The 23,957-nt window shown below is 64.0% G+C and carries 24 protein-coding genes; 12 read left to right on the plus strand and 12 right to left on the minus strand.

Annotated elements, in window-relative coordinates:
• Nucleotides 1-153 precede the first annotated feature (153 nt).
• Nucleotides 154-3,075, plus strand: a complete 2,922-nt coding sequence (locus tag QCE69_RS32150) for an EAL domain-containing protein (protein ID WP_309934957.1) — start codon at nucleotides 154-156, stop codon at nucleotides 3,073-3,075.
• Here QCE69_RS32150 and QCE69_RS32155 read toward each other — a convergent pair.
• On the minus strand, nucleotides 3,072-3,308 hold the full coding sequence (locus tag QCE69_RS32155) for a hypothetical protein (RefSeq protein ID WP_309934958.1): 237 nt from the start codon (nucleotides 3,306-3,308) through the stop codon (nucleotides 3,072-3,074). The genes QCE69_RS32150 and QCE69_RS32155 overlap by 4 nt on opposite strands.
• 120 nt (nucleotides 3,309-3,428) lie before the next feature.
• Between QCE69_RS32155 and QCE69_RS32160 the strand changes: the two genes are divergently transcribed.
• Complete coding sequence (locus QCE69_RS32160; protein WP_309926606.1) at nucleotides 3,429-3,662, plus strand: DUF2795 domain-containing protein; 234 nt, start codon at nucleotides 3,429-3,431, stop codon at nucleotides 3,660-3,662.
• Between the two features lie 376 nt (nucleotides 3,663-4,038).
• Nucleotides 4,039-4,113: a pyrroloquinoline quinone precursor peptide PqqA gene (gene pqqA, locus QCE69_RS32165; protein ID WP_008353049.1), complete on the plus strand. Its 75-nt coding sequence runs from the start codon at nucleotides 4,039-4,041 to the stop codon at nucleotides 4,111-4,113.
• A 69-nt stretch (nucleotides 4,114-4,182) separates the two neighbouring features.
• Here the strand turns inward: pqqA and QCE69_RS32170 are convergent, their stop codons facing one another.
• From QCE69_RS32170 to QCE69_RS32210, 9 genes are all read right to left on the minus strand, one after another.
• Nucleotides 4,183-4,422: a hypothetical protein gene (locus QCE69_RS32170; RefSeq protein ID WP_309934960.1), complete on the minus strand. Its 240-nt coding sequence runs from the start codon at nucleotides 4,420-4,422 to the stop codon at nucleotides 4,183-4,185.
• Between the two features lie 83 nt (nucleotides 4,423-4,505).
• On the minus strand, nucleotides 4,506-5,924 hold the full coding sequence (locus QCE69_RS32175) for an aspartate aminotransferase family protein (RefSeq protein ID WP_309934961.1): 1,419 nt from the start codon (nucleotides 5,922-5,924) through the stop codon (nucleotides 4,506-4,508).
• A 37-nt stretch (nucleotides 5,925-5,961) separates the two neighbouring features.
• The gene (locus QCE69_RS32180; RefSeq protein ID WP_309926613.1) at nucleotides 5,962-7,440 is read right to left on the minus strand and encodes an NAD-dependent succinate-semialdehyde dehydrogenase; all 1,479 of its coding nucleotides are present in this window, start codon (nucleotides 7,438-7,440) and stop codon (nucleotides 5,962-5,964) included.
• A gap of 164 nt (nucleotides 7,441-7,604) precedes the next feature.
• Entirely contained in the window at nucleotides 7,605-8,084 is a 480-nt protein-coding gene (locus QCE69_RS32185; protein WP_309935432.1) for an Lrp/AsnC family transcriptional regulator, read from the minus strand.
• A 4-nt stretch (nucleotides 8,085-8,088) separates the two neighbouring features.
• Nucleotides 8,089-9,114 carry a N(2)-acetyl-L-2,4-diaminobutanoate deacetylase DoeB gene (gene doeB / locus QCE69_RS32190; RefSeq protein WP_309926614.1) on the minus strand — a complete coding sequence of 342 codons (1,026 nt, stop codon included), beginning with the start codon at nucleotides 9,112-9,114 and terminating at the stop codon, nucleotides 8,089-8,091.
• Between the two features lie 3 nt (nucleotides 9,115-9,117).
• The gene (gene doeA, locus QCE69_RS32195; protein WP_309934962.1) at nucleotides 9,118-10,335 is read right to left on the minus strand and encodes an ectoine hydrolase DoeA; all 1,218 of its coding nucleotides are present in this window, start codon (nucleotides 10,333-10,335) and stop codon (nucleotides 9,118-9,120) included.
• 11 nt (nucleotides 10,336-10,346) lie between these two features.
• A complete protein-coding gene (locus QCE69_RS32200; RefSeq protein ID WP_409021263.1) occupies nucleotides 10,347-11,342 on the minus strand; it encodes a cyclodeaminase in 996 nt (331 codons plus the stop codon).
• Nucleotides 11,343-11,354: 12 nt separating this feature from the next.
• A complete protein-coding gene (gene eutB, locus QCE69_RS32205; protein WP_309934967.1) occupies nucleotides 11,355-12,320 on the minus strand; it encodes a hydroxyectoine utilization dehydratase EutB in 966 nt (321 codons plus the stop codon).
• An 80-nt stretch (nucleotides 12,321-12,400) separates the two neighbouring features.
• Nucleotides 12,401-13,798 (minus strand): PLP-dependent aminotransferase family protein, encoded by a 1,398-nt coding sequence (locus QCE69_RS32210; RefSeq protein ID WP_309926620.1) that lies wholly within the window; start codon nucleotides 13,796-13,798, stop codon nucleotides 12,401-12,403.
• Between the two features lie 232 nt (nucleotides 13,799-14,030).
• Here QCE69_RS32210 and ehuB point away from each other — a divergent pair, with 232 nt between their 5' ends.
• From ehuB to QCE69_RS32240, 6 genes are all read left to right on the plus strand, one after another.
• Nucleotides 14,031-14,885, plus strand: a complete 855-nt coding sequence (gene ehuB, locus QCE69_RS32215; protein ID WP_309934968.1) for an ectoine/hydroxyectoine ABC transporter substrate-binding protein EhuB — start codon at nucleotides 14,031-14,033, stop codon at nucleotides 14,883-14,885.
• 61 nt (nucleotides 14,886-14,946) lie between these two features.
• A complete protein-coding gene (gene ehuC / locus QCE69_RS32220) occupies nucleotides 14,947-15,639 on the plus strand; it encodes an ectoine/hydroxyectoine ABC transporter permease subunit EhuC (protein WP_309934970.1) in 693 nt (230 codons plus the stop codon).
• Entirely contained in the window at nucleotides 15,636-16,304 is a 669-nt protein-coding gene (gene ehuD, locus QCE69_RS32225) for an ectoine/hydroxyectoine ABC transporter permease subunit EhuD (protein WP_309934972.1), read from the plus strand. The genes ehuC and ehuD overlap by 4 nt, the downstream gene beginning before the upstream one ends.
• Nucleotides 16,305-16,330: 26 nt before the next feature.
• Nucleotides 16,331-17,155, plus strand: a complete 825-nt coding sequence (gene ehuA / locus QCE69_RS32230; RefSeq protein ID WP_309934973.1) for an ectoine/hydroxyectoine ABC transporter ATP-binding protein EhuA — start codon at nucleotides 16,331-16,333, stop codon at nucleotides 17,153-17,155.
• 81 nt (nucleotides 17,156-17,236) lie between these two features.
• Nucleotides 17,237-18,799, plus strand: coding sequence for an FAD-dependent oxidoreductase (locus tag QCE69_RS32235; protein WP_309934975.1), 1,563 nt, complete (start codon nucleotides 17,237-17,239; stop codon nucleotides 18,797-18,799).
• Between the two features lie 23 nt (nucleotides 18,800-18,822).
• A complete protein-coding gene (locus tag QCE69_RS32240; RefSeq protein WP_309926626.1) occupies nucleotides 18,823-19,215 on the plus strand; it encodes a DUF3175 domain-containing protein in 393 nt (130 codons plus the stop codon).
• A 42-nt stretch (nucleotides 19,216-19,257) separates the two neighbouring features.
• On the opposite strand, the gene QCE69_RS32245 is transcribed toward QCE69_RS32240, so the two are convergent.
• Nucleotides 19,258-19,425, minus strand: coding sequence for a hypothetical protein (locus tag QCE69_RS32245; RefSeq protein ID WP_309926628.1), 168 nt, complete (start codon nucleotides 19,423-19,425; stop codon nucleotides 19,258-19,260).
• Between the two features lie 161 nt (nucleotides 19,426-19,586).
• Between QCE69_RS32245 and QCE69_RS32250 the strand changes: the two genes are divergently transcribed.
• From QCE69_RS32250 to QCE69_RS32260, 3 genes are all read left to right on the plus strand, one after another.
• Complete coding sequence (locus QCE69_RS32250; protein ID WP_309820549.1) at nucleotides 19,587-19,754, plus strand: hypothetical protein; 168 nt, start codon at nucleotides 19,587-19,589, stop codon at nucleotides 19,752-19,754.
• A gap of 92 nt (nucleotides 19,755-19,846) precedes the next feature.
• Nucleotides 19,847-21,124, plus strand: coding sequence for a sorbosone dehydrogenase family protein (locus QCE69_RS32255; protein ID WP_309821201.1), 1,278 nt, complete (start codon nucleotides 19,847-19,849; stop codon nucleotides 21,122-21,124).
• Nucleotides 21,125-21,595: a hypothetical protein gene (locus QCE69_RS32260; protein ID WP_309934977.1), complete on the plus strand. Its 471-nt coding sequence runs from the start codon at nucleotides 21,125-21,127 to the stop codon at nucleotides 21,593-21,595.
• Nucleotides 21,596-21,601: 6 nt separating this feature from the next.
• Here the strand turns inward: QCE69_RS32260 and QCE69_RS32265 are convergent, their stop codons facing one another.
• Nucleotides 21,602-23,815, minus strand: a complete 2,214-nt coding sequence (locus tag QCE69_RS32265) for an ATP-binding protein (protein ID WP_309934978.1) — start codon at nucleotides 23,813-23,815, stop codon at nucleotides 21,602-21,604.
• Nucleotides 23,816-23,957: the final 142 nt, after the last annotated feature.

Genomic DNA, 23,957 nt, shown 5'->3' on the forward strand with positions numbered 1-23,957 from the left:
GCTTTTTTGCTCCGCCTACTCAAGCCTGTATGCTCGATGCCGTTAGCACTAAAAGTACGTTTGCTTGATACGCGCGCCCTGAGCGCGGCGCGCAGGCACATGTCACTGAACGAGAACCGCCCGTCGCGGGCGGCAACAGGGCCTGGAGCGCCGATGACCGTGTTACCCGCGTACGACGTGCAGGAAGGTTGCGCGAGCGCCTTCGCCGCAGCCACCGCAACGGCAATGGAACAAAACAATTTGGCAAGCGCCGCGCCGTCGATCGAATACCTGCTGCGTCATTTCGCTGCGTCGGGCTGCCCGCAGCAATGGGCGTGGTATCGCGCGGGTGAGCAACTGCATCTCGAGCGGCGCGGAGACGCCTCATTACCCAATGGCCAACTCTGGCCGCACAGCATCGCCGAGGACTGTCTCGCCGAATGGTGCGCGACACACGGCTGGCACGCATGGCCCACCGGACGAGGCGAAAGCGTGCTCGGCTGGCTGCTCGCCCCGGCTGGACAACGTGATGACCCGCGTCTCGCCGAACTCGCCCGCACGCTCGGCGAACGAGTCCAGGCCGATGTGCTCGCCCGCGCCCAGCTTACTCAGCGCGTGCTCTATGACATCGCCAATCTGGCAAGCTCGGTACCCGAACGCGCCGACTTCCTGCGCGGCGTGCATGAACGGCTCGCCACCCTGATCGACGCCGAGAACTTCTATCTCGCGCTCTACGACCGCAAGACCGGCAAGATCACCTATCCGTACTACGTCGACGTAATCGACACCGATGTGGTCGCCGCCGAGAACTACGACATCCTGAATCCGGCGCGCCTGTCGATGACCGGCCAGGTGCTGACCAGCGCCCAGCCCTTGTTCATCACCAACGACGATATCTGCACGGCGGAACGCGAAGGCCGCTTCTACTGCATCGGCGACCGTCCCGAGTTCTGGATGGGCGCGCCGCTCAAGAATGCATCCGATGAAGTCTTCGGCATGCTGGCGATGCAGGTCTACGACGTCTCGCGCATCTATACCGCCGAAGACCGCGCGCTGTTCCTCGTGGTCGCACGGCACGTCGCCATGGCGCTCGACCGGATCCTGCATCGCGCCGATCTGGAAGAGCAGGTCGCGCGACGCACCTCCGAACTCTCCAAGCTCAACGCCGCGTTGCGTCATGGCATCGCCGAGCGCGAGCGCTCCGAGCACTTGCAGGCAGCGCTCTATCAGATCGCGGAGCTGTCGAGCCGGCCCGGCGACACGATGGAGTTCTTCCGCAGTCTGCACGGCATCGTCGGCGAACTGCTCTATGCCCGCAACTTCTATATCGCCCTGTTCGAAACCGATACGGAGGAAGTGTCGTTTCCGTATTACGTCGATGAGATCGTGCAGGAGCGCCCTGCTCCGCGACGCAGACAGCGTGGCTTGACCGAATACGTGATCCGCGAGCGGCGTGCGCGTTTGATCGATCATCAGGAGGCGTTGCGGCTCATCGAAGATGGCGCGTTCGAGATCGAGCACAGCGAAGTGCGGCTGCGTTCATGGCTCGGCATTCCCCTCTTCGACGGCGACGTCGTGCGCGGCGTGCTGGCCGTGCAAAGCTACTCGCCGCTCGTGCGTTATTCGCTGCGCGATCAGGAACTGCTCACCTTTGTCTCGCGCCACATCGATACCGCGCTCTCGCGCCGTCGCGATGCCGAGGCGCTGCACGCCGCCAACCTCGAACTGGAAGCACGCGTGCAGGCACGCACGCGCGAACTCGATGACGTCAACGCGCGCCTGCTTTATGAGAACTCGCACGATTCATTGACGGGCCTGCCGAACCGCAGCCATCTGATGCACAAGCTGCGTTTTGCATGGACGGAGTACCAGAGCCACGCCAATGACCTCTCGGTGATGTTCATCGACCTGGACCGCTTCAAGGTCGTGAACGACAGCCTGGGCCATCACTTCGGCGACATGCTGCTGGTGCAGGCGGCGGCCCGTCTGCGCGATTGCCTGCGCCCCGGCGATCTGCTCGCGCGGCTGGGCGGCGACGAGTTCGCCGTGCTTTCGCCGGATGCACCGGTGCGCGAGGCCGTCGCGATCGCCAAGCGCATTCTCGCCGCGTTCGACCTGCCGTTTCACATCGATGAGCATGTGGTGTTTTCGTCGTGCAGCATCGGCATCGTGAGTGCGGACGGCGAGTTTCACACCGAGCCCACCGACCTTCTGCGCGACGCCGATACCGCGATGTACCGCGTCAAGAACGCGGGCCGCGACAGCTTTGTGGTGTTCAATCAGGAATTGCGCCGGCAGGTATCGGATCAGGTGGAGCGTGAAGGCGCACTGCGCAACGCGATCAAGCGCGATGACGAATTGCTGCCCTATTTCCAGCCTATCGTCGATGTGAAGAGCGGCGAGGTGGTCGCGCTGGAAGCACTGATCCGCTGGCAACAGCCGGACGGCCGCATTGTAGCGCCGGGGGAGTTCCTGCCATCGGTGGAAGGCCTGCGGCTCATCGGACGGCTCGATCTCTACATGCTCGAACGCGTCGCGGCCATTCTGTCCCACGCAAGCTTCGCGCACTGGCCGCCGGTGCATGTGAACTGTTCTAGCTACAGCATGACGCGTCCGGAATTCGCCGACGACGTCCTTGCGCTGCTGCGGCGGTATCGCGTGTCGCCCTCGCGCGTATGTCTCGAACTGACGGAAGGTGCGCTCGTTGCCGAGCCGGATCTCGCACGACGCACCATGCAGCGGCTCGCGGACAATGGCATGTCCGTGGTGCTGGATGACTTCGGCGCGGGTTTCTCGTCGCTGAGCTATGTCCACCAGTATCAGTTCACCGGCCTCAAGATCGACAAGTCGTTCATTCTTGAACTGACCGAGAGTCCGCGTAGCCGCGCGATTGTTCGCGCCATCGTGCGCATGGCGGAATCGCTCGATCTCACCCTTGTCGCCGAAGGCGTGGAAGACGCGGCGACACTCGCCGTGTTGCGCGACATGGGCGCTGCGCAGGCCCAGGGCTACTTCTTCGACAAACCCATGCCCCTTCAGGCGCTCACGCGCGCGTCGCTGGCGCCCCGCTCGACGACGGTCAGCGCCACGCTTTAAGGCATCCCGCCCAGCGACGGCGAAATGATGCTGCCCGGCTCACCCTGTGGTTCGCCGCTCGCTTCATGCGCCGCGCGTGTCTTCGCGGGCGCATGATTCGTTGCGCACGTATCGACTGAATCGTTCACGAGGCACTGCTGGAAAGCGTCGGCCTTGATCTTTGCGTCGAACAAGTAGATGGTGTTTTCCACCTTGACCTCGGTGTCCGAGAGGCGCTCTGCTGTGATGGTCATGTTGTCGATTCCTTCATCAAGGTTGATTCCCTGTTTCGACAAGCATCAAGCGCTCCTGCGAGACGGGAACGACCGTTGCTGCGACAAGGAGGTTTCGGCAGATGAACCTGGAGGTGAACCATGGCACAACATCCGGCGCATGCGCAAAATCATCGGCATCCCGATGAACCGCGCCCCGACGAAATCGCGCGTGCCCTGAAAGGCGCAGCCTATCCGCTGGGCAAGGAGAAGCTACTGGCGCTTGCGACAAGCAATGGCGCCGACGGTGAAGTCATGGCCGTGCTCAACCGGATGAACGACCGCAACTTCGACAGCGAGGACGCAGTGTTGCGCGAAGCTACGCGCGTCGAGTGATCTTCACGGACTGCATAGAGGAAACCGTAATGGCAGAAAATCGTCCGCATGAAGCGCCGCGCACACCAGGCGGCAATAATCTAAGCAATATCGACAAGCAAGATGTAGATAGGGTAATCCCGAAGCCCGGCGAAGCGCTCGAAAAGAATCCTGACAAAACAGACAGAATCCCTGACGACGCTGGAAATCCGCCTCGCCCTCTATAAAAAATTTAAATGGATGCCTGCGCAAATTCCAATCGTTTCAGCCTCAAAGTCGCGTTAGCATCAAAAGTGCGTCGACCTGGGGTGCGCGGCATGCACGGCGCCTGGCAAGAGTGGAACCGCGCAATGGCCCCGGCAACCGCCAGGCCAGACCAGTTGCACAAGGAGGCTCTATGAAGTGGGAAACGCCGAGTTTCACCGATATGCGCTTCGGCTTTGAAATTACGATGTACATTGCCACGCGTTAAGTCGGAGCTTGAATGACAAAACGGCCACGCAAGTGGCCGTTTTGCTTTGATGCCGTCAAGACGACGGGCTTATTTACGCGGTATGGATTCAGTATGCCGCTCAGCGGACTCAGGCTTCGCGGCGGGTTCCGGATCCAGCCCGCCATGACCCGCGATCTCCGGTTGATTGCCGGATCCATAAGGCACTTCCGCCGTCTGATGCGGATGCTGATCCAGACGCCTGTTTTCCGGCTCAATTTCCGCCGCGTTCGGATGCGGTGCGGAAGTCGGCTGCTGATGCCGCTTCTCTTCGTTCTCGCTCATCTTCATTCTCCTTTCAAAGTCTGATGGAGGACGAAGCGAGCAACCCGCGTTCCCATACAAACTTGTACCACCAAAGCAAGCCTCAGATCTCAGATCGCCTGCGTAGACAACGCCGAACCAATCACCTCGTTCGAAACAGCATCCACCGCCTGTTTCACGATGCCGACGATCTCGTCCACCTCGTCGCGCGTCGTCACAAGCGGCGGCGCAAAGCCGAGGATGTCGCCATGCGGCATCGCCCGCGCAATCACGCCACGCTCGAGCGCCGCAGCCGACACTTTCGGCCCTACCTTCAAGCTCGCATCGAAGGGCTTGCGCTCTTCCTTGTCGGCCATGAACTCCAGTGCCGCCAGCATGCCCGCGCCGCGCACTTCCCCGACCAGCGGATGCGCATCGAACGCCGCATGCAATTGCTGCTGAAGATATGCGCCGACATCGGCGGCATTCTGCGTGAGGTTTTCGCGCTGCAGGATGTCCAGATTGGCAATCGCGGCGGCGGCGCAGATCGGATGTCCCGAATAGGTCCAGCCATGACCCATCGGGCCGAATTCGCGCGAGCCCTTCTCGATCACATCCCACACCTTCTCGCCGACGATCACGCCCGACAACGGCGCATACGCGCTCGTCAGCCCCTTCGCGACCGTGATCAGGTCCGGCTTGATGCCGAAGTGCTGCGCGCCCATCTTCGAGCCCAGGCGGCCAAAACCGCACACGACTTCGTCGGAGATCAACAGGATGTCGTGCTTGCGCAGCACGTCCTGAATGGCCTCCCAGTAGCCTTGCGGCGGCGCGATGATGCCGCCCGTGCCCATCACCGGTTCGGCGATGAAGGCGGCGATGGTGTCCGCGCCCACCTTCGCAATCAGCTTTTCGAGTTCCTCGACACAGTACCCCGTGAACTGCGCTTCGCTCATGCCGGCCGGCGCCTTGCGATACCAGTGCGGACAGACCGTGTGCTTGACCCGCTCGATGGGCAGGTCGAAGTGCTGATGAAAGCTCGCGAGACCCGTCAGGCTCCCGGTCACGATGCCGGAGCCGTGATAACCGCGCTCGCGCGAGATGATCTTCTTCTTGTTCGGACGCCCGAGCACATTGTTGTAATACCAGACGATCTTGATCTGCGTTTCGTTGGCATCCGATCCGGACATGCCGTAATACACCTTCTTCATGCCCTCGGGCGACCAGTCGATGATGCGCGACGACAGTTCGATGATCGCATCGGTCGAATGACCGACATAGGTGTGGTAATACGCGAGCTTCTTCGCCTGCTCATAGATGGCCTCGGCCACCTCGGTGCGACCATAGCCGATGTTCACGCAATAGAGACCTGCGAACGCATCGATATAGCTTTTTCCCTGATGATCCTGGATGCGAATGCCCTTCGCGCCGGTGACGATCTTGCCGGGCAGCGCGCCGCTCGCGTGATCGTGCGCATGCGTGGATGGGTGCATGAAGTGAGCGCGGTCTTCCGCGAACAGCTGGTCGAGCGATTGATTATGCTGGGTCATGTGCTTCTCCTTGATTCGAAGTTATCCGGGTAATGCTTCAGGCCGCGGTCGTAAGCGGCAGGCCGAGATTGCCGAGGCAAAAGTATTTCGTTTCGACGAAAGGCTCGAAGCCTTCCGCCCCGCCTTCCCGGCCGAGTCCCGATGACTTCATGCCGCCGAAGGGAATCGGCGCGCCGGTGAACTTCACGCCGTTGACCGAGACCATCGCGAAGTCGAGCCGTCGCACGAGCTGGAAGATGGTGTCGATGCGCGTCGCGCAGACGTAGGCGGCGAGGCCGTACTCGGTATCGTTGGCGCGTGAGACGGCTTCATCGAGCGTATCGAACGGGGAAATTGCGGAGATCGGCGCGAAGTTCTCTTCGTCATAGATGCGCATGCCCGGTTGGGCATCCGCGACCACGGTCGGTTCGTAGAACCAGCCACCGAGCGCATGCGGCCGACCGCCCGCCGTCACGCGTGCGCCTCGCGCTTTCGCGTCTTCCACGCGTGCCACCGTGGCGTCGAACGCGGCCTGATGCATCAACGGGCCGACATCCACGTCCGCTTCGAATGCGCTGCCCACTCTGAGCGCCCGCACCGCCGCCGAGTAACGTTCGACGAATGCCTCGTAAAGCGGCCGCGCCACGAGCATGCGGTTCGCCGCGCAGCAATCCTGTCCGGAGGTCTGGAACTTCGCACCCACTGCGACCCGCACCGCCTGATCCAGGTCGGCGTCTTCCGTCACGATGAACGGCGCGTTGCCGCCCAGTTCGAGCGCGAGCTTCTTGATGCCCGATGCAGCCGCCGTCTGCGCCACCAGCGCACCGACGCGCGTCGAGCCGGTGAAGCTGACGGTCCGCACGCGCTTGTCGCCGACGAGCGCTTCCATGCCCATCTGCGGCTCGCCGAGCACGACGTTGAACACGCCCGGCGGAAAGCCCGCTTCTTCCGCGAGTTGCGCCAGTGCGATGGCCGAGAAAGGCGTCTCGTGCGCGGGCTTGACCACGACCGTGCAACCTGCCGCGAGCGCGGCGGCGGCCTTGCGCGTGATCATCGCGGCCGGGAAATTCCACGGCGTGATGAGCGCGGCAACGCCGACCGGCTCCATGACCGTGCCGAGATGCGCGCCGTCGATATGCGTTGGAATCGTGCGGCCTGCAAGCCGCTTCGCTTCGTTGGCGAACCATTCGATGAAACTCGCGGCATAGGCGATCTCGCCCTTCGCTTCCGCGAGCGGCTTGCCCTGTTCCAGCGAAAGAATGCCGGCGAGATCCGGCAGATGACGCACAATGAGTTCATGCCAGCGCAGCAACAGCGCGCTACGCTTCTGTTGCGGCATCCAGCGCCACGACTGAAACGCGCGATCGGCGGCATCGACTGCGCCGGTGATCTGCGCCCGGTCGAGCATCGGCACATGGCCGATGACCTTTTGATCCGCGGGATTGTTCACCGCGATCGACGCGGCGCTGTCGCTGTGAACCCAGCGGCCGTCGATATAGCAAAGCGATTTGAAGAGAACGGGATGACCGAGCAGCATGATTGTCTCCTTGCTCAAAGCGTGCATTGGTTGAAGTGATCCGATGCATTCACTTTAAGCTTCATGCGCGTCGTGAATTTTTCGTTATGGCGCGGCGCGCGTGGTGTTTTTTCTGTTCACGGGAACCGCTGCATGAGGTTTTTCGCGTGCCGCGTGTATTCGATTCAAAGCGCATCGTCGGCCCATTCCGGCGGACCTTCCGCGCTGTTCTTGACGACCTTGGTGACGATATACGTGAAGTACCGTTCAATCCCGAGCTCCTCGACCAGCAGCGAATCAATGAAGCGCTGATAGTGATCGATGTCGCGCGACACGACATGCAGCACATAGTCCACACCGCCCCCGGTCGCATAGCACTGCACGATCTCCGGCGCCGCATTGACGCGCTCTTCGAAGCGCCGCATGTCCTGCGCCGTGTGCCGCGACAGCGTCACTTCAACGACAATCCGGCTGCCCTTGAACGCCGCCGCCCAGTCGATGTCCGCGCGATAGCCGCGCACGAGCCCGCTCTCTTCGAGCTTCTTCACGCGTTCCCATGCGGGAGATATCGACAGGTTGACCTCTTCCGCCAGACGCGACTTGGTAATGCGCCCATCCCGCGCAAGAATGCGCAGGATGGCGAGGTCGTAGCGGTCGAGCTTGATCAAGTCACACACCCGCAGGAAGGTTGCGCTCGATCACATCCGCGAGCACCGCCACGGTGTCGCCGGTCTGCACGAGGCCCGGGAAATGACGCGCCGCGAGCAGGCCGTCGCGCTTCGCCCGGTATTCGAACGGCGCCGCGCCGGTCCGCGCGATGTCATGCACGCGCGCGAGCACGTCGCCCGCCTTCACCGGTTCGCCGAGATCACGGCACATTTCGAGCAGGCCGCTGTGCTCGCTCGTCGTATAGCAGGAGCCATCGGGCATGTCGAGCAGCGTCGTGGTACGCACCTCGCCCGCCTGTGCCGGCGCTTTCTCCACGATGCCCGCATACGCAAGAAAGCCATGCACGCCACGCTCGGCGATCGCCACGCTCTGCGCCGTGGAGGTCCCGCCGCCGCCCAGTTCGGTGGACACGAACACCTTGCCCGCATCCTCGGCGGCGCTGTCATAGAGACCGATGCTGTCGAGTTCGAGCATGCGCATCGAATACGGCGCGCAAAACGCACGCATCGCGGCTTCGCAACGCGACTGCTGGGTTGCGTCGTTCAGCACGTGAATGGCCGCGAACGGCAGGAAGTCGAGCGTGCGGCCGCCCGCATGAATGTCGAGCACGAAATCAGCGAGCGGCAGCAGATGACGCTGGAAGTAGTCCGCGATCTTCTCCGTCACCGTGCCGTCGGGCTTGCCGGGAAAGCTGCGGTTCAGGTTGCCTGCATCGACCGGCGAGGTGCGCGTGCCTGCGCGGAACGCCGGGTAGTTCATGAACGGCACGATGATCACGCGGCCGTTCACGTCCTCTGCGCGCAGCGTCGAAGCCAGTTTCGCCAGCGCGATCGGCCCTTCGTATTCATCGCCGTGATTGCCGCCCGTGAGCAGCGCCGTGGGTCCGTCGCCGCGACGAATCACGGTGATGGGAATCATCACCGCGCCCCATGCGGAATCGTCGCGCGAATACGGCAGCTTGAGGAAGCCGTGCTGAACGCCGTCGGCGTCGAAATCGACGGTCGGGCTGATCGGTGACGCGCGCATTCGCTACTCCTTCACGAACAGTTTGCGAGGCGTATTGCAGAAGGTCTCGACGCCGGTGTCCGTAATCAGGATGCTCTCCGTGATTTCGAGGCCCCAGTCGTCGAGCCACAGCCCCGGCATGAAGTGAAACGTCATGCCGGGTTCGAGGACGGTCTTGTCCCCGGGACGCAGGCTCATGGTGCGCTCGCCCCAGTCGGGCGGATAGCTCGCGCCGATCGGATAGCCGCAGCGGCTGTCCTTCTCGATGCCGAAGCGCTTCAACACCGCGAAGAACGCGTTCGCAATGTCCTCCGTGCGGTTGCCCGGCTTCGCCATCGCAAGGCCCGCTTCGATCCCTTCGACCACCGCCTTCTCGCCTTCGATGAAATGCTGCGGCGGACGGCCCAGATATACCGTGCGCGACAGCGGGCAGTGATAGCGCCTGAAGCAGCCGGCGATCTCGAAGAAGGTGCCGGCGTTCGCGGTGAAGACCGAGTCGTCCCACGTCAGATGCGGCGCCGCTGCGTCCGATCCCGTGGGCAGCAGCGGCACGATAGCCGGATAGTCGCCGCCATACCCTTCGACCCCCGTGATGCCCGCTTCATAGATCTGCGCGACGAGATCGCTCTTCTTCATGCCGGGCTCGACCGCATCGAGAATGCGCGCATGCATCTTCTCGACGATGCGCGCCGCCACCCGCATGTATTCGATCTCGCGCGCCGACTTCACCGCGCGCTGCCAGTTGACGAGCGCGGTGGCATCGACGAAGCGCGCCTTCGGCAAGTGCTGCGTCAGCGACGCATAGGCCTTCGCGCTGAAGTAGTAGTTGTCCATCTCCACGCCGATGCGCTTGCCATCCCAGCCGCGCGCGGCGATGACTTCGGCGCACAGGTAGTCCATCGGATGGCGCACGGTCGACTGCACGTAGTGATCCGGGTAGCCGACGATATTGTCATGCGCCATGAACACCGTGCGTTTCGCGCCGTTCGCATCCTGGCCGCGCCCATACCACACGGGTTCGCCGTCCATCGCCAGCAGCACGCACTGATGCACGTAGAACGACCAGCCGTCATAGCCGGTGAGCCAGCCCATGTTGGTCGGATCGGTCACGATCAGCAGATCGATGCCCGCCTGCTCCATGGCGCGCCGCGTCTTCGCGATGCGCGCGTCATACTCGCTGCGCTCGAACGGCAGGCGTACCACGGGCGCCATGCCTTGTTTCTCTTGCGTGATCTCGGACATCGTCCCCTCTGTCAAGCGGTCACATCGTTGTGGAAAATGGTCCCTGCCTGCGATGCACGCGCACGCTGCAGCGCAAGCGTCGCAATCGCCGTGTCCTGCGCGCCCGTGCCGGTCAGGTCGCACACGGTCACTTCGTCGTCGTTCGTGCGGCCGGGCGCCTGTTGCGCGATCACCTGCCCCAGTTCCGCGAAGCTTGCATCGGCGCCGATCACGCCCGCCTGGATCGCGTGTTGCAGTTCGCCCAGCATGCGCACCTGCTGCAAGCGGTCGCACACATAGCGCGCGTGCCTGAATACGTCCGGCGCGAGTTCGTTCTTGTGCTCGGCGTCCGAGCCCATCGCGGTGATATGCAGGCCCGGATGAAGATCGCACGCATGGATCAGTGGCTCGCGCGACGGCGTCGTGGTGACAGCGATATCCGCGTGCTTCAGCGCGTCATGCACGCTGGCCGCGACCTCGCACGTCAGGTCCGCGCAATCGCGTGCGAAACGCCTGGCGCTCTCCGTATCGCGTGCCCACACGGTGACGTGTTCGATCTCACGCACCATCCGCAAGGCCTGTAATTGCAGACGCGCCTGCTCGCCCGCGCCGATGATCGCCACGCGCTTCGCATCGCGGCGCGCAAGCCAGCGCGCGGCCACCGCCCCGGCCGCCGCAGTGCGCACGGCAGTGAGATAACCGTTGTCGAGCAGCACCGCCTCGGTAAGACCCGTCTGCGCCGACAACACCAGCATCAGGCCGTTGAGACTCGCCAGCCCGAGCGACGGATTGTTGAAGAAGCCCGGACTCACCTTGATCGCAAAGCTCGAAAAGCGCGGCAGATAAGCAGTCTTCACATCGACTTCGCCGGCGTGTTCGGGAATGTCGAGGCGCAGGATGGGCGGCATCGCAACGGCTTCCGTCGCAAGCGAACGGAACGCGGCTTCGACCTGCCCGATGGCGTCGAGATCGAGCGGCACGAGCTTTCGCAATTGCGCCTGCCCGAGCAGCACGGTGGATCGATCAATGGCAGACATGATTCAGGCGGCTCCAATCAGACGGCGATGCGTTTCGATATCGATGTTGCTGCCGCTCACGACGATGACAATCGGCCCGCCCCGCACCGGCACGACGCCGTCGAGCAACGCCGCGATGCCGACCGCCGCCGCGCCCTCCACGACGAGCCGTTCTTCGCGATATGCATGGACGATGCCGCGCGCAATCGACATTTCATCGAGCAGCACGACGTCATCGATCAATGCGCGCGTCATCGCGAAGGTATGCCGGTTATCGAGGCCGATGCCGCCGCCGAGCGAATCGGCGAGCGTTTCGAGTTCATCGACGAAGACCGGTTCGCCCGCCGCGAGGCTCGCATGCATGGCCGCGCCGCGTTCCATCGAGACGCCGATCAGCTTCGTTTCAGGTCGAATGTTCTTTGCCGCGAAGGCCACGCCGCTGAACAGCCCGCCGCCTGACAGCGGCACGACGATGCTCGCCGCGTCGGGCAAGGTTTCGAGAATTTCAAGGCCGATGGTGGCTTGGCCGGCAATCACTCGCGAGTCATCGAAAGGCGGCACGAACACATAGCCTTCCTCGCGCACCAGACGTTGCGCTTCGCGTTGCGCATCGTCCTGGCTCTTGCCCGAGATCACGACGCGCGCACCGAGTGCGGCCACCGCTTCGACCTTGTTCTTCGGCACGAGCGATGACATGCAGACGGCGGCTTCCATGCCGAGTTCGCGTGCGGCATGCGCGACGGCACGCCCATGATTGCCCGTCGATGCCGTCACCACGCGCGTGCCGCCTGCTTCGGCCACCTGGGCCAGCGCGTTGGTCGCGCCGCGCAGCTTGAAGCTGCCGGTGGGTTGCAGCGTTTCGAGCTTCAGATGAACCGGCACGCCCGCGATACGCGACAAGCTGATCGAATGAACCAGCGGCGTAGCGATCGCGCGTCCTTCGATGCGCTGACGGGCGCGGTAGATATCGGCGAGCGTGAGTGAGGACATGTGAATCCGGCTTGCATGGCGAGCTTCGATGCAAACCAGTCTAATGTCCTAAAAAATCCTTTTCGATTGTCCTAGTTCATTTAGTTGAAGTCATGCACGTGCGGGAACTGGCCGAACACCTCGCGCATCGTCTCGATGGCCGTGCGGAACGTGCTCTCGCCGACTTCCGCGCCCACGCACAGACGCACGGCATTGGGCCGCACCGCGCCGCGCACGAGGAACGGATCGGGCGAAGTCACCGCGATATTGCGATTGCGCAGTTCACGCGTAATGCGCTCCGCTTCCCATTCGTCGGGCACGCGCAACCACACGGACAGCGCATTCGGATGACTGCCCAGCACATAGTCGCCGAGCACTTCGCGCACCACGCCCTGCCGCGCCGCCAGACGTTCGCGCTGGATCTGCACGAGCCGCGCCGCGGTGCCGTCCGTGATCCAGCGCGCGGTGACTTCGGCAATCGGCGAAGTCGCCATCCAGCAGCTCACACGCAACACGCTTTCGGCGCGCAACGCAAGCCGCCGCGGCACCGTCATGAAGCCCGTGCGCAGCCCGCTCAGCACCGACTTCGTCATGCTCGTGCAGTAGAACGCCAGCTCCGGAATCAGGCTCGCGATGGGCGTCTGCGTCTTTGCGGGCAGCGCGCCGTAGACATCGTCCTCGATCACATACACGCCATAGCGCTCGGCAATCCGCGCAATGGCGCGGCGGCGCGAGTCCGGCATCATCGCGACGGTGGGGTTGTTGAGCGTCGGCGTGCAGACCAGCGCGCTCACGCGCTCGCTGTCGCACATCTCCTCGAAGTGCTCCGGACGGATGCCGTGTTCATCGAGTTCCAGACCCTTGAGCGTGAATCCCAGCACGTTCGCCGAGCCGATCACGCCGTGATCTGTGAGGCTCTCGCACAGGACCGTGTCGCCGGGTCCGACAATCGACGCCAGCGCCAGAAAGATGCTGTGCGCCACGCCGTTCGTGACCAGCAAGGTATCCACGTGCGCCGGCATGTTGAGCGAGGCAAGCCATTCCACCCCCGCCTGGCGATGATTCTCGAAGCCCGCGATAGGCCGGAACGCGCGTATCCACGGCTGGTCCTCGATGGTCGAGAGCGTCGCGCAGACCTTGCGCCACATCGCATCGTGCTCGGGCGTATGCACGATGCGCGCAATCGAGAAGTCGACGACCGAGCGTTCGGCGGTGTCGAGCATGTAGTTGGACATGGTCTCGGTCACGCGCGCCGCGACGAAGCTGCCGCGCCCCACTTCGCAGCGGATCAGGCCTTGGCGCTCCAGTTCCTTGTAGGCGTTGGTCACGGTCTGCACGCTGATTGAAAGATCAGCGGCGACCTCGCGCTGCGGCGGCAGACGTTCGCCCGATGCCAGCGCACCGCTTTCGATGTCCGCGGCCATCGCCTTCACCAGCCGCTTGTACTTGGACTGCACGCCCTGCACGGTGCGCACGGCGTCGCGCCATCGTTGGTTCACACGCTGTTCCTTTTATCCAGGTTGGCCAAGCATCGTCATGCGCAATAGTGGCGCAAAAGCGCACCCGAAAATAATTGTCCTAGAGCAATCGGAACAAATATATGGCTTTGTATTCTGCGTTCGTGGCTGCGCGGCGAATGCCTTTGAGACCTCTGCAGCAAGGGTTTCCACGAACTTCCACATGAACGCCCTTCTCCGACCACGCTTGAAGAACCACCACTACGGGAACGATATGAAGACGAAGCGACTGTCTGGATTGCTGGCAGCGGCGTGTGTCACAGCGGCATGCCTGGCCTCCTTTGCCACGAGCGCGAGCGCGGAAACCACCTTGCAGCGCATTCAGCGCACCGGCGAGGTGCGCATCGGCTACGCCAACGAAACGCCCTTTGCCTACACGACGGCTGACGGCACCGTGACCGGGGAGTCGCCGGAGATCGCGAAGAAGGTCTTCGCCAAGCTCGGCGTGAACAAGGTCGATGCGGTCCTGACCGAATGGGGCGCCTTGATTCCGGGCCTCAAGGCCGGCCGCTTCGACGTCATCGCGGCAGGCATGTACATCACGCCGGAGCGCTGCAAGCAGGTCGCGTTCGCCGATCCGCAATACCAGATCCCCGACACGCTGCTGACGATGAAGGACAACCTGAAGAAGCTGCACAGCTATGCCGATGTCGCGAAGCAACCCGATACGAAGCTTGCAATCATGGCCGGCACCGCCGAACTCGGCTACGCGCGTCAGGCCGGCATCAAGGACGATCAGATCCTCCAGGTTCCGGACACCACCGCGCAATTGCAGGCGGTGCGGGCACGCCGTGCCGATGCCGCCGTGGGCACGTCGCTGACCATGAAAGGCCTGGCATCGAAAGGCGGGCCGCAAGTCGAAGCGGTGAGCCAGTTCAACGACGATCCGAAGCACACGGGCTATGGCGCGCTCGCGTTCCGTCCGGAAGACACGGACCTGCGCGATGCGGTCAACAAGGAACTGCATCAATGGCTCGGCACGGACGATCATCTGAAGACCGTGGGGCCGTTCGGTTTCGACAAGTCCAACCTGACGACGAAGAAAGCACCGGAGCTGTGCGCGGGCTGAAGCGCTTCGCGTCTCGTTACGGCAATTCACAGCGTTTCATCCACTCGCGAGGACCATCGTCATGAGTGACCTCAATGAGCTCCTGCCCCTGTTGTGGAAGGGCACGCTCGTCACGATGCAGATTGCCGTGATCAGCATCCTCCTGGCCATCGTCATGGCGAGCGTCGCTACTGCGTTGCGCGCCGCGCCCTATCGCCTCGTGCGCTGGGCCGGCAATGCCTATGTGGAAGTGTTTCGCGGCACCTCGCTGCTGGTGCAGCTGTTCTGGCTGTTCTTCGTGTTGCCGCTGCCGCCCTTCGACCTGAAGCTGTCGCCGTTCACGGTGGCCATCGTCGGGCTGGGGCTGCACTACGGCGCGTATGGCTCGGAGATCCTGCGCGGCGCGCTGCGCTCGGTGCCCGGCGGCCAGTATGAAGCGGCGCTCGCGCTGAACATGCCGGCAACGGCGCGGCTGCGTCGCATCATCCTCCCGCAGGCGATGATCAATGCCCTGCCGCCCGCGACCAACCTGATGATCGAATTGCTCAAGGGCACCTCGCTCGTCTCGCTGATCACGCTCTCGGACCTGACGTTCCGCGCGCGCCAGCTCGACGAAGCAACCTTCAAGACAGCCGAGATCTTCGGCCTCACGCTGCTCATCTACTTTGTGCTCGCACAGATCATCGTCGCCGTGATGCGCGGCTTCGAGCGCCGCGTCAGCAGTCATGTGGCCGTTCGCAAGCCGGCGCGTGCGCTTCCGGGAGCGGCATCATGAATGCGCTCGGACAGCTCTTCGATGTCAAGTACGCGCTGCAGATCCTGCCCGAACTGGCGCGCGCGGCCACCTACACCATCGGCATCACGCTGGTTGGCTTCGCCATCGCCCTCGTGCTGGGTCTCGTGCTCGCGATCCTGCGGCGCAGCGAGATCGCCGCCGTGTCGCGGCCCACGGCGCTGTTCATCGAATTCATTCGCAGCACGCCGCTGCTGATCCAGGTGTACGTGCTGTTCTACGTCGCGCCGCTCTACGGGCTCACGATGTCCGCGCTGACGGCAGGCACCATCGGCATCGCAGTGCATTACGCGTGCTATGTGTCCGAGGTCTATCGCGCGGGTCTCAACGGCGTGGCGCGCGGTCAATGGGAAGCCTCGTGTGCGCTGTCGCTTTCGCCGTGGCGCACCTATACCGGCGTGATCCTGCCGCAGGCGATTCGCCCGGTGATTCCCGCCCTCGGCAACTATCTCGTCGCCATGTTCAAGGACACGCCGGTGCTGTCGGCCATCACGGTGGTCGAACTGATGCAGCAGGCCAAGAACCTCGGCTCCGAAACGTTCCGCTATCTCGAACCGATCACGATGACCGGGATCTTCTTCCTCCTCATCAGCGTGACGTTCGCCTCGGGCGTGCGTCATCTGGAACGGCGCGTGAGGCTGCCATGACCGCAACCCACCTTCAGGAGCAGCATATGAAACGCGATCTCGATCCCGCGCTCGGCGCCGCCGCCGATGCCCGCGCGAACGCCCCGATGGTGCGCTTTCGCAACGTGACCAAACGCTATGGCGCGCTGACCGTGCTGGACGGTCTCGATCTCGATGTCGCGCGCAACGAGAAAGTAGCGATCATCGGGCCGAGCGGCTCGGGCAAGTCCACGCTGCTGCGCGTGCTGATGACGCTCGATCCGCTCACCGACGGCGTCATCGAAGTGGACGGCGAGCCGCTCACGCATGAACGGCGCGGCGGCGCGCTCGTCGCTGCATCGCCGCGCCATGTGCGGCAGGTGCGCAGCAAGATCGGCATGGTGTTCCAGAGCTTCAACCTGTTCCCGCACATGACGGCGCTCGCGAACACCATCGAAGCGCCGATGAGCGTGCTCGGCCTCTCGAAGAAGGAAGCCACCGAACGTGCCCGCGAACTGCTCTCGCTGGTCGGACTCGCGGACAAGAACAATCATTATCCGTCGCAGTTGTCGGGCGGTCAGCAACAGCGCGTCGCGATTGCACGCGCGCTCGCCATGCGCCCGCAAGTCATGTTGTTCGATGAAGTGACGTCGGCGCTCGATCCCGAACTGTGCGGCGAAGTGCTCAACGTCATCCGCCGCCTCGGCGAGGAGCACAACCTGACCATGCTGATGGTCACGCACCAGATGGGCTTCGCCAAGGAATTCGCCGATCGCGTGTGCTTTTTCTCGCAAGGCAAGATCATCGAACAGGCGCCGCCGCAGCAGTTCTTCTCAGCGCCTCAGCATGAGCGCACACGGCAGTTCCTGCGTGCGGTGACCGAAGCGCTTTGACAAGGCCGCGCGGTCCACGAATTGCTTCGCGCTCTCCAGACGCAAAACGTGCTTTGATGTTCGAAGCTACTGGAGAGTGCGATGTCCCCCATTCAGCATAAGGTTGCGCGTGCCGCAGAGGTCTCCGCCGAACGCGGCAAGCGCGTGTGCATCAAGGGCAATGAGCCGGACGCGAAGGAAACGCCCATTCTGCTCGTGCGCGACGGCGACGACATTCGCGCCTATACGGCCGAATGTCCGCACGCGGGCGGGCCGCTCGATGAAGGCGCGATCTGCAACGGGCGCATCGTCTGTCCATGGCACAAGGGCACCTTCGAGGTACGCGACGGCAGTCTCGTCGAACCGCCTGCGCTCAAGGCGCTGACTCGCTACGAGACCACCGTCAACGACGGCGACGTTTATGTTGCACTGCCCGCCGTCGATAGCGAAGAGTTCGCATCAAAAGCGCAGACGAATGCGCGGACGATGCTGGTCGTGGGCGCGGGCGCGGCGGGCGCCGCGGCATGCGCCGCGCTTCGCGAAGCCGGTTTCGACGGCCGCGTGGTTCTGGCAGGCGGCGACGCCCGCGAGCCGTACGATCGCACGTCGCTGAGCAAGTTCACGCTCGCCGGCGACATGCCGCCGGACGACGTGCCGCCCCTGCTCGACGCGGATTTCTTCGAGAAACATGACATCGACCGCATCGAGTCGGACGTCATGCATCTGGACGCCCGCGCGCGGCACGCGGATTTCGTCGACGGCAAGAAGCTCGACTACGACACTGCGCTCATCTGCACAGGCGGCACGCCCAAGCCGCTGACCATGCCCGGCGCGAATCTCGAACATGTGCACTTGCTGCGCACACGTGACGATGCACGCGCCATCCTGACCTCGCTCGAAGGACGCAAGCGTGCAGTCATCGTGGGAGCGAGCTTCATCGGACTGGAAGCGGCTTCATGCCTGAGGAAGCGCGGCGTGGACGTCACCGTGGTCGCGCCCGGCAAGGTGCCCTTCGCGAACCAGTTCGGCGAGCGCATCGGCGACATGTTCCGGAAACTGCATGAGAAGAACGGCGTGGCGTTTCACATGAACGCGCGCGTGAGTTCGCTCGTGGGCGGCAATGCGGTGCGCGAAGTGATGCTCGACTCCGGCGAGAAAATTGCCGCCGACATCGTCATCGCGGGAACCGGCGTCGCGCCCGCGACCCAGTTCCTGACAGGCGTCGCGCGCAACGAGGACGGCAGCCTTACCGTCAATACCACGATGCTCGCCGCGCCCCACCTCTATGCCGCAGGCGATATCGCGCAGTTTCCGCTGCCGCGCTCGGGGCAGTCCGTGCGTATCGAGCACTGGCGTGTCGCGCAGCAGCATGCGCGCGTCGCCGCGTACAACATGGCGGGACAACCGCGCGACTATGCGGGCGTGCCGTATTTCTGGACCTTCCACTACGACAAGACCTTCGACTATCTCGGACACGTGTCGGAACCGGACAGCGTCGAGATCGACGGCGACCTCGACGCCCAGCACTTCATCGCCTTCCTGATGAAGGATTCGCAAGTGGGCGCGGTGGTGGCCTGCGAGTACGATGCCGCCGTTTGCCGGCTCGCCGAAGCGATGCGCGAACCGCTCACGCTGGAACAGGCGCGACGCATCGCGCACGGCTGACTTGAGGAATCGAGGAACGAGACATGGCCACTACAGCCGGGAAATCCACCAAGTCGCCGAAGCGCAAATCCAGCAGCAGCAAGCGTCCGAGCACGCGCCAGCGTCATTCCCTTGCCACCGCCCGCAAGAAGCCCGCGCGCTCGACACACCGCTGGTCGCATCACGTCATGGAGACAAGCGACGCGATGGATATCCAGCGCGACATCTTCAAGACCGGCAATGCACAGGAAATCGCCGATTCGCTGAAGCGCTCCTCCACGCACAGCACACGCCGCAAGGGGTCGCCGTTCCAGTCGGCCATGTCGATGCTTAACTTTTATATCAACCGCGCGGGACGCAATCTGCCGAAGTCGCGCAAGAGCACGCTGGAGCGTGCGAAAAAGCGGCTGCGCGAGGCGTTCGGGCGAAAGCCTTGAGGCGCGATTCCGCGTGACACGAAACCGCGCGCCTTGAATGGCTCAAGGTTGACGCTGCCCGCCCTGATGCTGAGGCAATGGCTGGTTCTGCTGACGCTGGCCACTCTGATTGTCCTGCTGCGGTTGTGCGGGCGGCGGCTCAGGCTGCCCGTGCTGTTGCTGTGACGGGTCCGACGGCTGATTGCCCATTTGCTTCTGCTTGTCGCTCATGTTCCCTCCTGCGCTTTGAACTGAAACACCGGTGCGACTCGAAGGCCGCCCACGGGTTGCAGCATCGCGCATACCTGACACGACGAGGAACGTCGCTTGCTCGCTGTGCACATGCATGCGCGGGCGATCCAGCCTGCGCGCGGTCGATCAAGGAGACAGCGATGGCCCAGCAACCTCCTCTCAATCCCGGCGATGAAGCCGAAGCCGGCGCGCCCGGCTCAGGCGAGGATCTGTGTCCGGACTGCAACGGCACCGGCAAGCTCGACGGTTCGGAGTGCGCTACCTGCGGCGGCACCGGCAAGGTGACACAGGGCATCGGCGGCGGCTGAGCGGATCGGCGGAACCTCCGCTCGTCACACCACAGGAGTCAAGCTTGAAGAAAACATCGAATCAACTCGTGCGCGTTGCATCCAGCCTGTCGATGCTCGCTTGCGGCAGCGCCTTCGCGGCAGGCTACGCCGCCGGCTTCGGTCCCGATCCCGAATTGCCCGCACCGCACAAGGGCTTGATGCCGACCGTGAACATCGCTCCGGCGAAGCCGTGGCAAGCCGGCGAGCAGCCGGACGCCGCACAGGGTTTCCAGGTGACGCCGTTCGCCACCAAGCTCGATCACCCGCGCTGGATCGCCACGCTGCCCAATGGCGACGTGCTCGTCGCGGAAAGCAATGCGCCCGCGCAACACGACGAAAACGCCGGCATCAAGGGCTTCGTGATGAAGAAGGTGCAGAAGCGCGCGGGCGCGGGCGTCGCGAGCCCGGACCGCATCGTGTTGCTGCGCGATACCAACGGCGACGGCATCGCCGACACGCGGACCGTGTTCATCGACAAGCTGCATTCGCCGTTCGGCATGGCGCTCATCGGCGACGAACTGTACGTCGCGGACACCGACGCGATCATGCGCTTCAAGTACGAGCCCGGCATGACGCAGATCACCACGCCGGGCGAGAAGTTCATGGATCTGCCCGCCGGCGAGATCAATCATCACTGGACCAAGAACATCATTGCAAGCCGCGACGGCAAGAAGCTCTATGTGACCGTCGGCTCGAACAGCAACGCGGCGGAAAACGGCATCGATGCCGAGAACGGCCGGGCGCAGATCATGGAAGTGGACATCGCGACGAAGCAGGCGCGGCCGTTCGCCACCGGTTTGCGCAACCCTAACGGCATGTCATGGCAGCCGCAAAGCGGCGCGCTGTGGACGGTCGTGAACGAGCGCGACGAACTGGGCAACGAACTCGTGCCCGACTATCTCACCTCGGTGAAGGACGGCGCGTTCTATGGCTGGCCCTACAGCTATTACGGCCAGCATGTCGACGACCGCGTGAAGCCGCAGCGCGCGGACCTCGTGCAGTCCGCGATCCTCCCCGACTACGCGCTCGGCGCGCACACCGCGTCGCTCGGCCTGACGTTCTACGACGGCAGCGCCTTCCCCGAGCGCTATCGCAATGGCGCGTTCATCGGCCAGCATGGCTCGTGGAACCGCAAGCCCCGCAGCGGCTACAAGGTCGTCTTCGTGCCCTTCCAGGACGGCAAGCCCTCGGGACCGCCGGAAGACATCCTCACCGGCTTTCTTTCGTCGGATGGCCATGCGCGCGGACGGCCCGTCGGCGTGGCGGTGGATCATGCGGGCGGCCTCCTCGTCGCCGACGATGTCGGCAACGCCGTGTGGCGCGTCGCGCCCGCCGGGAAGCCGCAGTAAGTGGCCGCGCGCAAGCCAAAGACCAAACCCGCGCGCGGGCCGGGCAGCCTGTTCGCGCTTGCGGAGCGGCAGATCGTCGGGCTTTACGATGCCGGCGTGATGTCGCCCGCCGTGCTGCATCATCTCGTCGCGGCTTACGCGGAGAGCGGTATCGACTGGAACGAGGACGGCACGCTGCGCACCGTGGACGGCCATGGCGTGCACGAAGCAGTGGTCATCGTGATGATGCCGGGACGCGCGCTGAAGACGGCGCGCAAGGACTTCATCTCGGTGGTCGAGCATCTCGCGGGCGCGTCACCACCTACGGACCCAGCCGAAGACGCGCCCGACGACGAAGACCTGTTGAGCCAATTGGGCGGCGACGGCACGCGTTCGTCAACCCGTGCAGCGAAGAAAACCGAGCCTTCTCCGAAGCGTGCCGGCTTCAATCCGCTAGTCGGCGCGCGCTCGGTGCCGAGTCATAACAAGTAAGCCCATTCAATGCGCCACGCCCGGCGCAATCAGTTCGAGCAGATCGTCCATGTCGAACGGCTTCGCGAGAATCGGCACGCCGAGATGCTTCGCGCGTTCAAGTTCGTCGGCGTAGCCGGTCATCAGGATCAGCTTCTGCGCCGGCAGCCGCCTCGTGATCTGCTCGGCCAGGTCGATGCCGTTCATGCGGCCCGGCATCTGCACGTCCGTCAGCACGAGATCGAAAGCGTAGCCTTCGCCCAGCAGCGCGAAGGCGCCATCGGCGCTGTCCTCGTGATGCACCGCGCAGCCGAACACTTCGAGTACGGCCAACACGCCCGCCGCCACATCCTGGTTGTCCTCGACCAGCAGCACCGACGTGCCGCGCAGCGGATGCGCTTCGTCGTTGGCGTCAGTGGTCGAGCGGGCCGCGGGCAGCAGCGGTTCGATCTCGGTCTCCGGCGGCATGTAGGCCTTCGACGTCACCGGCGCCGGCCCATGATGCCGCGGCAGATACAGCCGGACCGTCGTCCCCGATCCCGCCACGCTGGTGATGCGCGCGGTGCCCCCGGCCTGCTCGCAGGCCGCCAGCACCTGCACCAGGCCGAGGCCCGTGCCCATGCCGCGGACTTTCGTCGTGAAGAGGGGCTCGAAGGCGCGCCGCAGCGTCTGCTCGTTCATGCCTTCGCCGTTGTCCGTGATCGAGATGAGCAGATACTCGCCATCGGGGATATCGGTTTCGGCGCCCCGCACGCGCGCGTTCTGGCAGCGGATCAGCACGCGCCCGCCGTGCGGCATCGCCTCGCTGGCGTTGACCGCGACGTTCACGAGCGCCAGTTCCAGTTCCACCGGATCGGCCGTTACGCACCACAAGTCGGGCGACAGTTCCAGCGTCACCGACACCGACGGATGCACGGAGGTCTTCACAAGCCCGAGCAGATTGCGCAACCACGCCGCCGGCTCGATCAGTTCCTGCTTGAGCGGCTGCTTGCGCGCAACGCTCATCAGGCGCCGCGCCAGCGATTCGGCCCCGGAAGTCGCGCGCTCCACCGCCAGCACCTCCGGCTCGACGCCGTTGAAGTGCTTGCGCCGCGCCAGCTCCATGTTCGACGCCACCACCATCAGCAGGTTATTGAAGTCGTGCGCGACATTGGCGACGAGGTTGCCGAGCGCCCCCATGCGCCGCAGCTGTCGGCTCGACGCCTCGATGGACAGCCGCGTCGCCACCTCCGCGCGCCAGCGTTCCCACGCGGCCTGTTCGGCGTTCAGCCGGCGAATGGAGAACAGGATCAGCAGCCAGACGGCGATGCACGGCCCCAGCGCGGCCGCCGCCGCGAGCGCGAGGCCGTGAAGCCAGTTCCCGTAGATCGCGGAGACCGCGTAGCCCACCGCGACATAGAGCGGATAATCGCCCACGCGCCGGAAGGCCAACAGCCGTTCGACGTGATCGACGCTCGACTCCACGCGCATGCGGCCATACAGCTCGTTGTTGCGGAAGGCGTTCGTAAAGGGCGTGTTGGCGGCGGGCTCGGCGTCGTCGGGCTTGGCGGGATAGCGCGCGAGAATGCCGCCGTCGCGCCGGTACAGGCCCACCACAACTGCCTGATCGCTGCCGACCAGCTCGTGATAGAAGTCGACGAAGTAGCCCCGCTTCACCGCGATCGACACCACGCCAAGGAAGCGCCCATTGCTGGCAATGCGGCCCATCGTGGTGGTGAAGACATCCGAACGCGCCACCTTGCCGCGCAGGGGCAAGGAGAAGTACGTGACCGGCGCGACGGAACGCGCGGACTGGAAGTCGTCGCGCTCGGCGATCGAGACGGGCGGCGCCGGGAAATAGCGGCTGTTCGCGAGCAGATTGCCATGCTCGCCGAACACGGAGATGGCCGCGATCTGCGCGAGCGTGCTGTCCATCTCGTCGAGCGTGTGATGAAGCGAGGCCTCGCGGCCGCGAATGGCGTCGTCGTTGCTGTCGCCGAGCAGATCGACGATACGGGTTTCGAGTTGCTGGTTCAGGTCGATGACCTTCAGCGCATGCTCGTCCGCCACGCGCGTCAGGCGCTCGGTGAAGTCTTCCGCGTCGGAAAAGCGGCGCTGCAGGTCGTAGTAGCCATACAGGGCCAGGCATGCCAGCGGAATGACGATCGACGCAGCCAGCACGCGCAGCAGCATCTTTCGCGTCGAAGCGAAATTGCGTGCGGGCAGCGGCAGATCGTATGTCGCGGTCTCGGTGGAGTCCAAGCGTTGCGCCTCCGGGGATGTCGACCGGTATATCGTAACCGGCGCGCGCTCGGGACGGCACAAGATCCTGAAAGACGCCGGGCGGGGCATTCTCTGTCAATGCCCGAGACCCGTCAATCGGCGCGCCTGTGTTGAGTCGCGT

The sequence above is a fragment of the Caballeronia sp. LZ032 genome, assembly GCF_031451315.1.
Classification (GTDB): Bacteria; Pseudomonadota; Gammaproteobacteria; order Burkholderiales; family Burkholderiaceae; genus Caballeronia.